The organism is Candidatus Saccharibacteria bacterium, from assembly GCA_016191105.1.
Lineage (GTDB): Bacteria > Patescibacteriota > Saccharimonadia > CAILAD01 > BJGX01 > JACPPH01.
Genome location: JACPPH010000006.1, coordinates 36,549 through 51,295, shown reverse-complemented (window position 1 = coordinate 51,295; position 14,747 = coordinate 36,549). Strand labels below are relative to the sequence as shown.

Sequence of the window (14,747 nt, the reverse complement as noted above, 5' to 3'; positions counted from 1 at the left end):
GCCATTCAGGCCAGCGAAGCTGGCACGCCGCAAATTCATTTTGGTATTTACTTCGCATTAAACAATCGTAGGCCATTCAATATAACCACTATGGCTGCGCCCGCATCAACTGCCACAGCCACATCAAGCCGCACCAGACCAAATAAGCCGAGCAGAAGGATCACACCCTTTACTGCAAGCGAGCCATATACATTCTGCTTCACTGCGCTGAAGGTTTGGCGTCCTAATCTAAGCAGGTAAGGAATAGTGCCTAGGGCATCGTTCATCAAAGTGACATCAGCTGTCTCGATTGCAACATCCGACCCGCCTCCGCCCATCGCTATGCCTACATCAGCCCGCGCCAAAGATGGCGCATCATTTACGCCGTCTCCCACCATGGCGACTTTTCCATACCTTTGCTGCAATACTCTCACCAGTTCGGCTTTTTGATCAGGAAGCAAGGCCGCATGAACTTCGTTAATTCCTATTTGCTCCGCTATATGACGGGCGGCCCGTTCATTATCGCCCGTAAGCATAACCGGTGTGACTCCAAGCGAATTAAGCGAGGTGATAACGTTTTTAGATTCTTGGCGCAGGCGGTCAGTGATGCCTATGATCCCTATCACTTTGGGGCCTTCGCTGACAATGACCGTTGTCATGCCAAGCGATTCCATTCTCTCAACTTCCTTCAAAACATCCTTGCATACCTTGATACTTGCGCCGATATGTTGCAAATTACCAATGGCATGATCTTTTGTTGGACAAACCATGCAATTAGCCAAGCCTCCACGTCCGGGAATGTTTTTGAAATCTTCCATATCATGAACGGAGACGCCCTTGTCGGCAGCATATTTTTGAATGGTAGCCGCCAATGGATGAGATGAGAATTTTTCTAGTCCTGCGGCATCAGACAAAACTTCTTCCTCACTTGCTCCATGCATAGTTATGACTTCGGCCACTTTCAAACTCCCTTCAGTAAGCGTCTTGGTCTTATCAAATGCAAACGCTTTAACCTTGCTTAAAGACTCTAGAAATTTGCCGCCCTTTATTAATACTCCTCTGCGCGAAGCTCCGCCCATGGCGGCAGCCACTGCCACAGGAGCCGACACCACCAGCGCATCCGGGCAGGCTAAAACCAGTAAAATCAGGGCCGTGGTAAGCCAGGGACTAAACGGCTGTCCGAAAAACACGGTCGGCACAATAACCACAAGCGCCGCGAGAGCTAGAGCGGCTGGAATATAGAAGCTGGCAAACCTGTCCAGAAATTCCTGCATTTCAGGCTTGGACTTTTGCGCCTGCTGGATAAGCACAATTATTTTAGAAAGTGTGGTATTGGAAGCGGTTTTCGTAACTCTGACTTCCAGATAGCCGTTTTCGTTCATAGTGCCGGCAAATACCGTTTGTCCCGCATACTTTTCCTTCGGGACGCTTTCACCGGTAATAGCCGCTTCATCGACTGCGGAGTCGCCTCCGCTGACTATCCCGTCCAGAGGGATAAGGTCGCCGGGCAGAATTTTTATGGTTTCGCCGACGCCAACCTTTTCGACCGCGACTTCTCGGCCATCCTGCAGGCGGGCGAGTTTCGGCGATCTCTCCAGCAGTGCGGCTATAGCTTTTTGCGAACGCGCTTTGCCAAATTTTTCAAATGATTCCGCCAAAGCAAAGAAAAACATCACTGCCGCCGCCTCGGCGATTTGTCCAAGATACAGCGCTCCGATAGCTGCGATGGTTACCAGTACATTAATTGATATTTTCCGCCGGAGGAGAGTTCGTGTCGCCGCTCTTGCCACTGGCAACCCACCAGCTAGCAAGGATATATAATAAAACCAGTCTGCCAGAGGCAATTTGATTACACTGAAAAAAATTCCCGCGACGAAGGTGCCGGCGGCAATCGCCGTCAGTATCCATTCCAGGTGATTACTTTTCTTTTGGTCGTTTGCAATTTTCATAAAACGCACAACTCGCAAATCATGCCGTATGTCCTGACAATTCCTTCTCAAACTTTTTCAAGAGAAATAGGCTCACGTCGTCGAGCGTATTATCGCCCTGCCTGAACGGCTTCTCAAGAACGCGAATGAGTTGCCGGACGTAGAGGAACAGATACGATATGAATCCGAATAGCACGATAGACTCCGGCGATCCTTCCGTTTTGACAAAGAGGAGCAGGAACACCATTCCGAGCGCGAGGGATTCTGCAAGTATGTGTGCCGAAGGCAGGAATTGCGTGCGTTGGATATGATAGACACGCAGCACCTGGCGGCGTACCGAGGCCTGCTCGCCCTCGAGCCGGACGATATAGTTGGGTGGCATGCCAAGCTTTTCCATTTGTCCAAACGACTCCGAAAGCTCGTTGACTGACGCAACGCACGGATCGAGCCGGTAGTGGTCGCCCTCGTGCCCGAGGCCTTTAAAGAAATTCCGGACTATTGAGAGTAAGGTGTCATTAAGTTTTGAGAGATTGAACTCTCTTTTATCACGGCTGAAGAACTTTCCCTCCTCCCAAATATTCTCAAGAGACGAACGAAGCTCCACCGGAATTTTTTCCGCCTCCTTATAATCGGCCATAATTCCAGCAAGCAGGAAACCCATGATGAAGATCGCTCCCGCGATCGCGCTCGTAAAGAGGGCGTTAAGCGAGAAGTATTCGAGCCCCCAGGCGTGAATCAGAAATTTTGCCGCAACTAAAAGCGCCACAACAATAAACGTCCATATTCCGATCTTCAGTTTCTTCAGTTTCGTTTTCATATGCCGAGGGTAAAGCTTTATATTAAATCTTTTGCGTTCACTTTTAGCGCTTTAGCCACTTTTTGAACCGTTAAAAGAGATGGGTTGCGAATACCGCGCTCTAGGCCACTGATATAGCTCCTATGAACGCCCAAAATTCTTGCGATGTCGCCTTGCGACATTCGCTTTTTCAAGCGTATTTCTTTGACCTTTTTACCGAATTTTGTAATTTCGTTCGCCATAAAGGAAATTATCGCTCTTGCAAGAATTTTAGCAGATGTTATACAATTAGTCTATGGCGACCAATTATGCTACAGTAGTTTCGGGGAGCAAAATTGATGTCGTGTGCGCATGGGTGGGCGGGGCAAACACGACACCACTTTTCTTTTCTGAATTTTCTGCGCGGCGGCTTTCAAAGCGAGGGCGCGGCGGAAGGGGGGTGTGGGGGGAATTCCGCCGCGCCCGAGCGTTCCGCCGGAGCGAAGCGGAGGCGGGCTAGTTCCCTTCAAAATAGTTTCGCGCAAAGTTTAGAATATCCCACCAACAGGAACTTTCAGAATTTTTTGAGCCAGACGAAAGGACTGCCTCGCGGCTTCGCCGCTCGGCTAAGCCGCTTTGCGCAAGGCGCAAAGCGGCAAAATCCCACGGCTCGCCAAACGAAACGGAAACCTTTATTCGCGTCTAAAATAATTCAAATATGAATATGCTCAAACCAAAATATTTTCTCTACGCTCGGAAATCAACGGAGGATGACGACCACCAAATTATGAGTATTGAAGCTCAACTCTTTGAGCTACGAGAATATGCGCGCAGAGAAAATGTGGAAATTCTCCAAGAATTTACAGAGGCGAAAAGCGCAAAGAAACCGGGGCGAGAAATGTTTGCCGCCATGATAAGCGAGATTGAAAAAATGGACGGCGTGGGAATACTCGCATGGCACCCCGACAGGTTGGCGCGTAATTCTGTGGACGGCGGCAAAGTGATTTATCTCGTGGACACGCAAAAAATCGTTTCTTTGCGCTTTCCGACATTTTGGTTTGAGCCCACGCCGCAAGGATTGTTCATGTTGCAAGTGGCGTTCGGTCAATCCAAATATTACAGCGATAATCTCGTGGAGAATATCAATCGCGGTATCCGCCAAAAACTCCGCCGCGGAGAGTGGCTGACCAAAGCGCCCTTTGGTTATGTGAATAATCCGAAAACGCGCACCATTGAACCGCACCCGACATTATCCAAAGTAATTGTCCGTGCGTTTGAGGAATACGCCAAAGGAACGCATACATTGGAAACTATGGCGGAGTTTTTGGCTGAACTTGGTTTGGAAACTCGGCACCGAACGCCACTTGCCAAAGCGTCCATATCGCGAATGCTCACCAATCAAGCATATTTAGGTTTGGTGAAGCATAAGGGCGAATATCACGAGGGACGCTTTGAGCCAATTCTTTCCGCAACGCTTTTTGAAGCCGTGCAGAATGTCTTATTGCGCCGTGCCAAACCCCGCAAATCAAAACAACGCCACGATTTTCCATTTACCGGACTGCTTACTTGCGGAGAGTGCGGCTCGGCGATCACGGCGCAATTTTCGCGCGGCAAGTGCGGCGGAATATATCGCTACTATCGTTGCACTAAAAAGAAAGGCGTGTGTTCACAAAAATATGTGCAAGAAAGCAATCTTGCCGCGCAACTGAAGGCACAGCTCAAAAGCGTTGCTATTTGCGATGAGTGGACAGAGAAAATGCTAAAGCAAGTAGACGAATGGCAAAGAGAAGATATCCACTCATCGCAATCTTTCGTCCAAAATCTCAAATCCAAACTTTCTGATACGCAAGAGAAACTAGACAAGCTCGTTTCCGCCTACATTGACGGCGACATTCCCAAAGAAAACTATCTCGCCAAAAAAGAAGAACTTTTGAAGCAAAAAGTTTCTCTTGCGAACGATTTGGAGGATTTTGGACGAACGGGAAAGAATTGGCTCCAACCCTTGCGAGCGTGGATTTTAGACGCGAATAAAGCCGAAAAACTCTCGCAGAGCGAGAGTTTCGGGGAAATCAAGGTATTTGTCCAAAAGATCGGAACGAACCCCATGCTTTTGGACAAATCCGTTTCCGTTTCGTTTGGCGAGCCGTGGGATTCTGCCGCTTTGCGCCTTGCGCAAAGCGGCTTAGCCGAGCGGCGAAGCCGCGAGGCAGTCCTTTCGTCTGGCTCAAAAAATTCTGAAAGTTCCTGTTGGTGGAGCTGGAGGGAATCGCACCCTCGTCCATCGAGCTTTCAATATACCGTCTACAAGCGTAGTTAGCTTTGATGTGTTTTAGAAGGCTGTGCTATCTAAGAAAACCAACAAAACAAGCACATGCTTCCCCTATCTTTGGCTTGATTCCAGATATGAAGGGGCTATCCGGAAAGCAATCAGATGGTTGACGCGTCAGGTTCTATCTGATGTCGAACAATCAGCGGCTTACACGGGTTAAGCGTAAGCTGGTGCAAAGCTGTCAACGCGCAAAGCGTTTACCAGTTTGCTCATAAGTGTTTTGCCACTTAAGGTTTGGCGGAACGGCTAACGTGCATTCCAACCCGGCCTGCAGGTATATTTCAAGATTCAATGTCGAAGCTAGTCAGCCCCTAGATGTAAGACTATACTACAAAACCCTCGAAAACACAAGCTTTTTGTGGTGTATTTACAGATTGGGGCTGGCCAAACCGGCCAAAAATCGGGATAATAGAAGCCAAAGCATGAAGATTTTACTGGTAAGTGAAAGTTATTGGCCCAATGCCGATGGCGGGGCCTTGTTTGAGCGCCGATTGGTTCAGGGCCTAATCGGTCGAGGCCACCAGGTTCAGGTGTGGGCTCCTGGTAGAAAGTTTCGCAGCTACGAGCAGCACGATGGCAAGTCGCTAATCCACCGAGAGCGAGCTGTAACCTTCTTTTTTAACCCCAAGTACAAGGCTAGTTTTGTGCCCGCCACCCATACTCGCCAGGTATTTAACAGTGCTAAAGCCGATATCGTGCACATTCACAACCCCTTTATGCTGGGGCGTACTAGCATGCGCTATGCTCGGCGTCATGATGTTCCCGTAGTAGCCACCAATCACCTAATGCCTGAGAACTTTTTGCTAAACCTAAAAGGCATAAAGTTTTTATACGGCCGGCTCCACACCTTTTATTGGCATTGGCTGGTGCGATTTCACAATAAGGCCACATTTGTAACTACTCCAACCCCAACGGCTTTAAGTTTTCTAAAAAAATATGGTCTCAAAACGCCAGCCGAAGCCGTGACCAATGGTGTTGACACCGACATCTTTAAACCCCGAACCAAATCTGTAAAAACCCTGCAAAAGTACAAAATTCCTAGCGACAAACCGATTGTGCTATACGTCGGCCGGGTGGACGGCGAAAAACGACTCGACATTTTGCTAAAATCTATGCCGCATGTGTTAAAAAACACAACAGCCCACTTGGTTATATGTGGTTCTGGCATAGCTATGGACCGGCTCAAAAATTTAGCTCAAAAGCTGAACATCCAGAGCTCGGTTACATTTACAGGTTACATAGACGAGGCCGACAAGCCGCTTATCTATAACAGTGCCAATCTGTTTGCCATTAGCTCGCCAGCCGAGCTACAAAGCATAGTTACGCTCGAGGCTATGGCTAGTGGGCTACCAGTGGTGTCGGTCGATGTTGCCGCTCTGCACGAACTTGTCCATAATAATGCCAACGGCTACCTATTTACCGAGAACAACTCGGGCATGATGGCCGAAAAAATCACCGAGATCTTAAAAAGCCCCGACAGGGCCGACAAGTTTGGCAAAGCCAGTCGCGAAATTGTGGTTAAAAACCATTCCAACACCGCCATGCTCAACAAATACGAAAACATCTTTCAGAAAGTAGTAGCCAAGTGAGAATCGGCTTTTTTACTGATCGCTACTACCCGCAAGTCGATGGCGTGGCCGTGTCGGTTGAGCTGTTTGCCCGGGAGCTAAGGCGACTTGGTCATGAGGTGTTTATATTTTGCCCTGGTGCGCCCGGTAAAAACCGGCGTGAAACCAGGAATATTGTGCGCTTTCGCTCGTTCCCGAGCATTTGGTACGAGGACTATCGTGACACCATGCCGTTTACCCCGGCAATTGTGCGACGCGTGCGGTCTTACAACCTAGACCTGGTTCACATTCACACCCCGGCCCAAATGGGCATCCTGGGACTGCGTATAGCTCGAGAGGATCATTTGCCAACGGTTATCACCCACCATACCGACATCGAAAGTTACATCAAAATTTACAAACGGGCGTTGGCTGGAATAATCATTGCCGCACTCTGGGCACCGGTGTTTATAAAAAGCCGTGGCCTCTACTCGGATACCCTGAGTGCGCTTAAGCCTGGTCGCCCAATCCGCCACTGGAATCGCAAAGTGGTGCGCGAAGGGTTGACCAGTTTTTATGATATGTGCGATCAGATAATTGCACCGTCGGTCAAGATGGCCGAACAGCTCAAGAGCTATCATGTGAATTCGCCCATAGACATCTTGCCTACGGGTATTGATCCCGAAGAGGCGCGCCTGCATACCAGCTTCGAGCCGCGCCAGCAATATGGCATAGATACAGATGCGCCGGTGGTATTGTTTGTTGGCCGCTTGGGTGAAGAAAAGAACATTCAGCTGCTGTTGCGAGCTTTTGCCCACAATGTAAAGGCCATGCCGCAATCCAGATTGTTGATTGTGGGCGATGGCCCCTACTACGGCCAGCTCGAAAGCTTAAGCGAAGACTTGGGCATCGACCAGCTAACCACTTTCACCGGCTCACTCGGTCGAGCCGAGACCTTTGCCTGCTTTAGAGCTGCCAATGTATTCGCCTTTCCTTCTCTTACCGACACTCAGGGACTGGTTATAAACGAAGCGGCCTACAGCAAAAAACCGATAGTATTTTGTGATCCAGAAATATCACCATTAACTATCGATGGCAAAACTGGTTTGCTGGCCAAAGCTACGGTGCATGATTTGGCAAATAAAATCGGCAAGCTCATACACAACCCCGAGCTGGCTATTAAGTTTGGTGAACAGGCCCACACCGAAGCCAAAAAGATCACCATGAGCCAACAAGCCAAGAAGCTCGAACATATCTATGCTCAGCTGATCTAAGCAGAGCTAGCTAGCTTTCAAAGTGACTAGAAAATTGTTACCATAAGAACTATGAATAATAAGTCAGCTGTTGGGGCCAAGCATGCTCGACAAGTGCACCACCGGAGCGCTGTTTCTGTTAATTCTGATAGGCCGAATGACGGGAATTCCAACCCTCAAAAACTCAATCCGCAGCACAGCGGCATTAAGCTCGATACTGCCGGCATAGCTACCGAGATTCGTCGCGACTACTTGCACGAATACTATGTTATTATTGCCCCCAATCGTGGCAAACGGCCCTTCGACACTAGGATAGAAGAACATAAGCTAATCGAGACCGCTAATAGTCCTAAGCTCCACCTAGAAAAGAAGGTGTTCGATCTCAACGACGAGCACGGGAGCTGGCAAGTGCGGGTAGTCGAAAATAAGTTTCCGGCTCTAACCCCCATGAACCCCCAAGCCTACGGCATGCAAGAGATAGTAATCGACACACCATTGGGTAATAGGCCGCTATCGAGTTTAAGCGTTAATCAGATTACCAAGGTTATGCAGGTGTTCCAGGAGCGGATTGGGGTGCTCAAGAACCAAAAAGCCATTGAGTATGTGAGTGTTTTTCATAACGACGGGTATAGCGCCGGCGCCTCGCTGGCCCACGCCCACAGCCAGATTTTTGCTATTCCGGTTATGCCACCCAAGCTCACGATTGAAAGTCAAACCATCGAACAGTATTTTACCCAAAAGAACTCCGACCCTTTCAATGACATAATCGCTTACGAGCAAAATGCTGCCGAGCGCATAATCTGGGAGAACGACAAATTTATAGCCTTCTGCCCTTACGCCAGTCAGTGGCCGTTCGAGGCCTGGATTATGCCAAAAACGCCCGTTACCAGCTTTACTCAGTTTAGCCAAGACGACCTGCGCACCACTGCTGAGATTCTCAAAAAACTCATGGGCCGACTCTGCCCACACCTAATTAGCTTTAACTTCTATCTGGAAGAGGGCATTAGTGAGCATCACCGGTTTGTGCTCAAAGTAACCGGCCGTAGCATTATTTGGGGCGGCTTTGAAGTAGCCACGGGGATGATAATCAATACGGTGCCGCCCGAGAGCGCTGCCAAGTGGTATAAAGCCTAGTCCAATTGTCATTTTAACCCCTCCATATGCTTGCATTTTTTAGCCAAAAGTAGCATAATTGCCAAGATCTTTCCACCGCACCCACAAATCGACAGGGAGAGCAATATGCTTTACGATCTACGTATCAAAGAAACCACCCCACTCATTAGCGCCAATCAGATGGCAATCGAACTTCCGATGACCGACGCAGCGGCCGAAACCGTCGAAGCAGCTCGCCAGGCATTCCGGCGGATCATGTACCGTCAGGATCATCGGCTAGTGCTTATAGTAGGTCCGTGCTCCATCCACGACATCGAGGCGGCCATGGACTACGCCAAACGTCTGGCGCCATTAATAAAACGTTTCGGTGACCGGCTGGTGATCATCATGCGGGTCTACTTCGAGAAGCCCCGAACTCGCAAGGGTTGGCGTGGGCTGATCGTTGATCCGCACATGGACGGCTCGAACGATGGCCAAGAGGGCTTGCGACAAGCACGCAGTCTGTTGCTGGAAATCAACTCGCTGGGTGTGCCCACCTGCTCTGAGCTGATTGATCCCGTTACCCCGCAATACATTGGTGATCTGCTGTCAGTAGCGGCCATTGGCGCTAGAAGCACCGAGAGTCCTCTAGCTAGAGCACTGGCCAGCGGACTATCAATGCCACCGGGCTTCAAGAACGGCACCTCGGGCAACATCGAGATGGCCGTCGATGCCATGATCGCCACTCAAGATTCCAACAGCCTCTTCGGCCCGGATCGCGATGGTCGTAGCGCGGTTCATCACACCTCCGGCAATCCCGACACCTTCATGATCCTCAGAGGTGGCAAAAACGGCCCGAACTACAGCCCCAAGAGTGTTCGCAGCGCCTCGTCACTCCTTCGCAAGGAAAATTTGATCGATCTGGTAATGATCGACTGCAGCCACGCCCAAAGCGGCGGTGATCCTGTGAGGCAAGAGGCTGTTTGGCGGGAAGTCGTGGACTCTCTACCGGGGACTCGTGAGTATGTGATGGGTCTGATGGTCGAAAGCTTCATTGAGGCTGGAAAACAGCCTATCCAGCTACCCGTTGACCGAACTAAGCTCAAGTACGGACTCTCGGTTACCGACGCCTGCATGGACTGGAGCACAACCGAGCAAATGATCGAATACACTTACGAGCAACTCAGCAGCTAAAGCAAGGGTGGCTGCCTAGCAACCCTACTGGGTCGAAAAAACCCCTGGTGGGGTTTTTTCGTTCATAACCAAAAAAGTAAGTCGCCCATGCTTGACGTTCGTATTTTGTTTGTATATCCTCGGTTTAAGACTAACAAAACTTGGACGTTAAAATTGGAATGAAGTGCAAAGCGCTAGCGAGCAACGGACTGAGTTGTAGTAAACCTACAGCGAAGCCGTAGCACAGCTAGGCAACACAGCAGTTCGTCCAAGGTTAACGTCCTATAAGGGGTTCAAATGCTAACAAAAGTTAATACAATCGCCCACTTTGGGCTTACAAGCTACCACATTGAGGTCGAAACCGACATTTATAACGGCTTGCCAGCCTTCATAGTCGTGGGTCTAGCCAACAAAGCCGTCGACGAGGCCAAAGAAAGAGTCAGGAGCGCACTCAAGAACGCCAATCTCCACCTGCCTCCTCGGCGAATCACAGTTAATCTAGCGCCAGCCGATCTACCCAAGAACGGAAGCGGTTTTGACTTGGCTATTGCCGTTAGCCTGCTAGCTAGTAGTGGTCAAATTAAGCACATTAGCCCAGCCTCGGCTTTTTATGGCGAACTGGCTCTCGATGGTTCTACCAGAACTGTAAACGGGGCCCTAGCCACCGCCCAAGCCGCCAAAATGAGTGGCCTTAGCGAGCTATACATAGCAGCCGAGATTGCCGAGCAAGCTGCACTGGTTAAAGATATCACCATCTACCCTGTAAAAGACATTGGCCAACTCTACCAACACCTGATTGGTGAGAAAGCAATTATCCCCTTACGACACAAAGGCATATCTGGCAAAATCCACGAAAGCGAAGTCGATATGAGCAATATCTATGGCCAGGCTCAGGCTAAACGAGCGGTCGAAATAGCCGCCAGCGGTAATCACAACATTTTGCTTAGTGGCCCACCTGGGAGCGGCAAGACCTTACTAGCCAAGGCCCTGGCTGGCATATTGCCAGCACCTAGCTACGAGGAAATGCTCGAGATCACCAGCATTCACAGCTTAGCTGGGGTTCAAACCGACAACATTATTACCGCTCGCCCATTTCGTAGCCCGCACCACACCGCCAGCAACATTGCTCTAATAGGTGGCGGTCAGTCACCCAAACCTGGCGAAATCAGCTTGGCCCACCGTGGCCTGCTGTTTCTAGACGAGCTGCCAGAATTTCCACGTCATGTGCTTGAGGTGCTGCGTCAACCGCTCGAAGAAGGCCAGGTAACAGTTGCCAGAGCCAGTGCTAGCTATAAGTTTCCGGCTCGCTTTCTAATGGTAGCGGCTCAAAACCCTTGCCCTTGTGGTTTTAGCGGTGACAGCTCAACTGCCTGCACCTGTAGCCTAGCCCAAATCAATCGCTACCAGACTAAGGTCTCGGGCCCATTGCTCGATAGAATCGATCTGGTAGTGCCGGTTCAAAAACTCAAAAACGATGAACTTCTGGCAGGAGTGGCTGGAGAACCATCCAGATCGGTTAGAGGTCGAGTCGAGAAAGCTCGACAGATACAGATTAGTCGCTTCCAAGATGAGCCTTTTAGTAGCAACAACGAGATGACCAACAAGCACATTAAGCAATATTGTAGCCTAGACTCAGATGTAGAGTTGCTCGCCCGCCAAGCCTTAAATAACATGAACTTAACCGCCCGGGCCTATATACGTGTTCTAAAAGTTAGTCGCACGATTGCCGATATGAATGATTCGGAGCAAATCAAGTCCGAGCACTTTAGCGAGGCCCTACAGTACAGGGTGTAATTACAGCTTTATAATTTGATATATGAATTTACCAAAGCTAGAATATTGTAAGATTAACCACAATACTGTATAGGCTGCTACTATAACCCCTATAAGAGATAGGCTGAGCCTAACGTCGGCTTTAACATCTTGGTTTAGCCCGATGGTTTCTACTGTTGGTTTAGTCTGGGCTACAGATGATTTGGATCTGCTACTTGGCCTTGAGCTGTTGCTAAGCTCAGATGCGCCGCTTTTCTTGGCAGATTGCTTTGATTTTGCCCCATCTACTAATTGGGCGGTATTTTTTTGCTGCAGTTTGGCCGCTTTGCCTTTTGACTTTTTACGATGCTTCTTTTTCTTAGCCATAGTTTCTCCTTTGGGGCTATCATACTATTGTTGGATCTTGTTGCCAAGCAAGCTTAGTAGTAAGTATAATACGGATATAAATTAGGGGGTGCCATGGAGTGGTTCGTAACGATATTGATTATCTTGTTGATAGGCGGATTGGGCTTTACTTACTGGCAATTGTGGCAGTTGCAACAAAAATACGGGCAGTTTTTAAAGGGAGCCGAGGCAAAGCAGATTGAAGAAATGGTAAAAAATTACTCAAAAGCCGTGACAGACGCCCACCAAAAGCTCGAAGAGCTCGCGGTTTTTTGCGCCAAGTTGCACAAAAACCAAAAGTTTGCCATTTCTAACTTTGGCTTAATTCGATTCAACCCTTTTGGCGATACTGGTGGCGATCAAAGTTTTGCCTTAGCATTGCTAGATCGTAATCATGACGGTGTGGTTCTAACCGGTGTACACTCTCGCAACACAACTCGTGTATATGCTAAGCAAATCCACCAGGGTACCAGCAAAAGTAACCTGTCAGGCGAAGAAAAGCAAGCTCTAACTACGGCGCTACAAAAATAGCGGTTATAAAAATGTTGTTCCGCAAAAAGCGCTCCCTCACCCCCCTTCAGTCCGAAAACGACGTGCTGATTGCAGCTGGAGTTAGGAGCCATGGTGCCATTGATACCAACTCCGATGTACATATTGACGGCAGTTTTAGTGGCAGTATAAATTCATCTGGCCTGTTAGAAATTGGCAAGAACGGTCGGGCCAAAGCCGAAATTAACGCTAGAGCCATCATTATCGATGGGTTCTTACAGGGCAAGGCTTACGCCAAAGAAGAGATTGCCGTACATAATAGTGCCGAGGTGCAGGCTGAACTACAAAGCTCTACCCTGGTGGTCGACAAAAACGCCCTAGTTAGCGGCATGGTTCGGGTGGTGCGTTAGTGTACTGCTATATTGCCCAGGAACCCAAGGGCGACGCCCAACACGAATTACTCGCTCAAATCATAGCCAAGCTTAGCTCTGGTGGCATTGAGGGCAAACAGCTGTCTGTTTCGTCGACCAAGCAAATAACTAATCCTAAATTCCGTGGCAATATAACGGCTGAATGTAAAACTCTAATAGCCATCGGTGACGATACAACATTCGAAAGTTTATTAAGCATTAGTGGCTTTCTGCCGCCGGAGACAGCTTACGGCTATATACCAATCGAGCCGGCCAATAGTCGTTTAGCGGTGGCGCTGAAAATCAAAACTTGGCAAGAGGCTGTAACATCGACTAGATCAAGGCGGATTGAGCCTCGCCAGCTATTAAAATTCAACGGTGGCGTAGTATTGTTTGAAAAGATATTCACCATAAAAAGTAGTAATCGAGCCGACGTAAGCTGCCAATTAGATAAGCTCGAGCTTAATGGTCCAGTTCAGAGATTAAGGTTGCGCAACTTGTCGGGCGATGAATTTCAACAATCCACACCTATCGGGATTACGGCGTTTGGGCCATCCGGGCACTCCAAAGAACCCAGCGATGCCCTTTTGTTTGGACACAAATTCAAAAATAACAGCGAGGAGCCAACCCAAAACTTACTATTTAGAATACATGCCGCCAAGCTCGAGCTCAGTTCGCCTGGCGCAAAGATAACAGATCAAGACGGTATGGAATTTACTTCGCCCCTGCATGTAGAGCCAGCCAAAAAACCAATCCGTTTGATAGTCAAAAAGCTTAGTTTGCGTGAACGTAATCAATTCTAGCCCACTCCTTATAAAGGCCTTGATTTATAAGACTTGGCATGCTATCATTGGGTCTGAGCTTAAGGAGAAACCACTCATAAAAAACCGTATTCGCTTAAATCACGAGATCAAAGCCCCCACCGTAAGATTACTAGGGGTCGATTCTAAGCAGATCGGTGTTATGAGCCTCAAACAAGCACTAGAGCAGGCTGAAAGCCAAGGCTACGACCTGGCCGAAGTCTCGCCCGCCGCCGAGCCGCCCGTAGCCAAGCTAATTGACTGGGGCAAATATCAATACGAACAAGCTAAGCACGAGGCCAAAAGCCGCAAGAAGCAAAAGACCATCGAGGTTAAGCAAGTTCGTATGGGGCTCAAGATTGGCGATCACGACATTGAGGTTAAGCGGCGCGCCGCTCGCAAGTTTTTAGAGGCCGGCAACAAGGTCAAGATCACCGCCCGCTTTAAGGGTCGGGAGATGACCCACCAAGACCTTGGCAAACAGGTATTAATAAAGTTTTTTGAAGGTTTAAGCGATATCGCCAGCATTGAGCAAGAAGCCAGCATGACTGGCCGTGATATGTCAATCGTGGTCGGTCAAAGCAAAGCCTACAAGTCAAAGAAAATTAACGAGAAAAGTAATGCCCAAACTCAAGACCAACAAGACGATGAGTAAGCGCGTAAAGGTTACCGGCACCGGCAAAGTCCTACGCCGCAAAGCCACTCGCGCTCACAAACTCACCATTAAGTCGGCCGCTCGTAAGCGAGCCTATACCCGTGAGCATGCTGCTGCCGATGCCGATGTGCGCAACATTAAAACTATGTTGGGAGTTTAG

At 49.0% G+C, this 14,747-nt stretch carries 14 protein-coding genes, 1 other RNA gene and 2 pseudogenes; 12 read left to right on the top strand and 5 right to left on the bottom strand.

Annotated elements, in window-relative coordinates; all coding sequences use genetic code 11:
• Nucleotides 1-47: 47 nt before the first annotated feature.
• The 3 genes from HYX70_03430 to HYX70_03420 form a co-directional block, all read right to left on the bottom strand.
• Nucleotides 48-1,928, bottom strand: a complete 1,881-nt coding sequence (locus tag HYX70_03430; protein MBI2798318.1) for a cation-translocating P-type ATPase — start codon at nucleotides 1,926-1,928, stop codon at nucleotides 48-50.
• A gap of 19 nt (nucleotides 1,929-1,947) precedes the next feature.
• Nucleotides 1,948-2,589, bottom strand: a complete 642-nt coding sequence (locus HYX70_03425) for a hypothetical protein (protein MBI2798317.1) — start codon at nucleotides 2,587-2,589, stop codon at nucleotides 1,948-1,950.
• A gap of 152 nt (nucleotides 2,590-2,741) precedes the next feature.
• Nucleotides 2,742-2,945: a helix-turn-helix transcriptional regulator gene (locus tag HYX70_03420; GenBank protein ID MBI2798316.1), complete on the bottom strand. Its 204-nt coding sequence runs from the start codon at nucleotides 2,943-2,945 to the stop codon at nucleotides 2,742-2,744.
• 455 nt (nucleotides 2,946-3,400) lie between these two features.
• Here HYX70_03420 and HYX70_03415 point away from each other — a divergent pair.
• A pseudogene (locus tag HYX70_03415) lies at nucleotides 3,401-3,865 on the top strand (recombinase family protein).
• 204 nt (nucleotides 3,866-4,069) lie between these two features.
• Nucleotides 4,070-4,402, top strand: a pseudogene (locus HYX70_03410) (recombinase zinc beta ribbon domain-containing protein).
• 528 nt (nucleotides 4,403-4,930) lie between these two features.
• Here the strand turns inward: HYX70_03410 and ssrA are convergent.
• Nucleotides 4,931-5,323, bottom strand: a transfer-messenger RNA (tmRNA) gene (gene ssrA / locus HYX70_03405).
• A 110-nt stretch (nucleotides 5,324-5,433) separates the two neighbouring features.
• On the opposite strand from ssrA, the gene HYX70_03400 reads away from it, so the two are divergent.
• The 5 genes from HYX70_03400 to HYX70_03380 all read left to right on the top strand — a co-directional run bounded on the left by HYX70_03400 (nucleotide 5,434) and on the right by HYX70_03380 (nucleotide 11,870).
• Nucleotides 5,434-6,600 (top strand): glycosyltransferase, encoded by a 1,167-nt coding sequence (locus HYX70_03400; GenBank protein MBI2798315.1) that lies wholly within the window; start codon nucleotides 5,434-5,436, stop codon nucleotides 6,598-6,600.
• Nucleotides 6,597-7,832, top strand: a complete 1,236-nt coding sequence (locus HYX70_03395; GenBank protein MBI2798314.1) for a glycosyltransferase — start codon at nucleotides 6,597-6,599, stop codon at nucleotides 7,830-7,832. Before HYX70_03400 ends, HYX70_03395 begins: the two co-directional genes overlap by 4 nt.
• Nucleotides 7,833-7,883: 51 nt before the next feature.
• Nucleotides 7,884-8,945, top strand: coding sequence for a galactose-1-phosphate uridylyltransferase (gene galT, locus HYX70_03390; protein MBI2798313.1), 1,062 nt, complete (start codon nucleotides 7,884-7,886; stop codon nucleotides 8,943-8,945).
• 105 nt (nucleotides 8,946-9,050) lie between these two features.
• Nucleotides 9,051-10,097, top strand: coding sequence for a 3-deoxy-7-phosphoheptulonate synthase (locus HYX70_03385; GenBank protein ID MBI2798312.1), 1,047 nt, complete (start codon nucleotides 9,051-9,053; stop codon nucleotides 10,095-10,097).
• Nucleotides 10,098-10,373: 276 nt separating this feature from the next.
• On the top strand, nucleotides 10,374-11,870 hold the full coding sequence (locus HYX70_03380; protein ID MBI2798311.1) for a YifB family Mg chelatase-like AAA ATPase: 1,497 nt from the start codon (nucleotides 10,374-10,376) through the stop codon (nucleotides 11,868-11,870).
• Here the strand turns inward: HYX70_03380 and HYX70_03375 are convergent, their stop codons facing one another.
• Nucleotides 11,871-12,215 (bottom strand): hypothetical protein, encoded by a 345-nt coding sequence (locus tag HYX70_03375; GenBank protein MBI2798310.1) that lies wholly within the window; start codon nucleotides 12,213-12,215, stop codon nucleotides 11,871-11,873.
• 93 nt (nucleotides 12,216-12,308) lie between these two features.
• On the opposite strand from HYX70_03375, the gene HYX70_03370 reads away from it, so the two are divergent.
• The 5 genes from HYX70_03370 (at nucleotide 12,309) to rpmI (ending at nucleotide 14,747) form a co-directional block, all read left to right on the top strand.
• Nucleotides 12,309-12,764, top strand: a complete 456-nt coding sequence (locus HYX70_03370; protein ID MBI2798309.1) for a DUF4446 family protein — start codon at nucleotides 12,309-12,311, stop codon at nucleotides 12,762-12,764.
• An 11-nt stretch (nucleotides 12,765-12,775) separates the two neighbouring features.
• Nucleotides 12,776-13,132, top strand: coding sequence for a polymer-forming cytoskeletal protein (locus HYX70_03365; protein MBI2798308.1), 357 nt, complete (start codon nucleotides 12,776-12,778; stop codon nucleotides 13,130-13,132).
• A complete protein-coding gene (locus HYX70_03360; protein ID MBI2798307.1) occupies nucleotides 13,132-13,935 on the top strand; it encodes a hypothetical protein in 804 nt (267 codons plus the stop codon). The genes HYX70_03365 and HYX70_03360 overlap by 1 nt, the downstream gene beginning before the upstream one ends.
• 76 nt (nucleotides 13,936-14,011) lie before the next feature.
• Nucleotides 14,012-14,587, top strand: coding sequence for a translation initiation factor IF-3 (locus HYX70_03355; protein ID MBI2798306.1), 576 nt, complete (start codon nucleotides 14,012-14,014; stop codon nucleotides 14,585-14,587).
• Nucleotides 14,553-14,747, top strand: coding sequence for a 50S ribosomal protein L35 (gene rpmI / locus HYX70_03350; protein MBI2798305.1), 195 nt, complete (start codon nucleotides 14,553-14,555; stop codon nucleotides 14,745-14,747). The genes HYX70_03355 and rpmI overlap by 35 nt, the downstream gene beginning before the upstream one ends.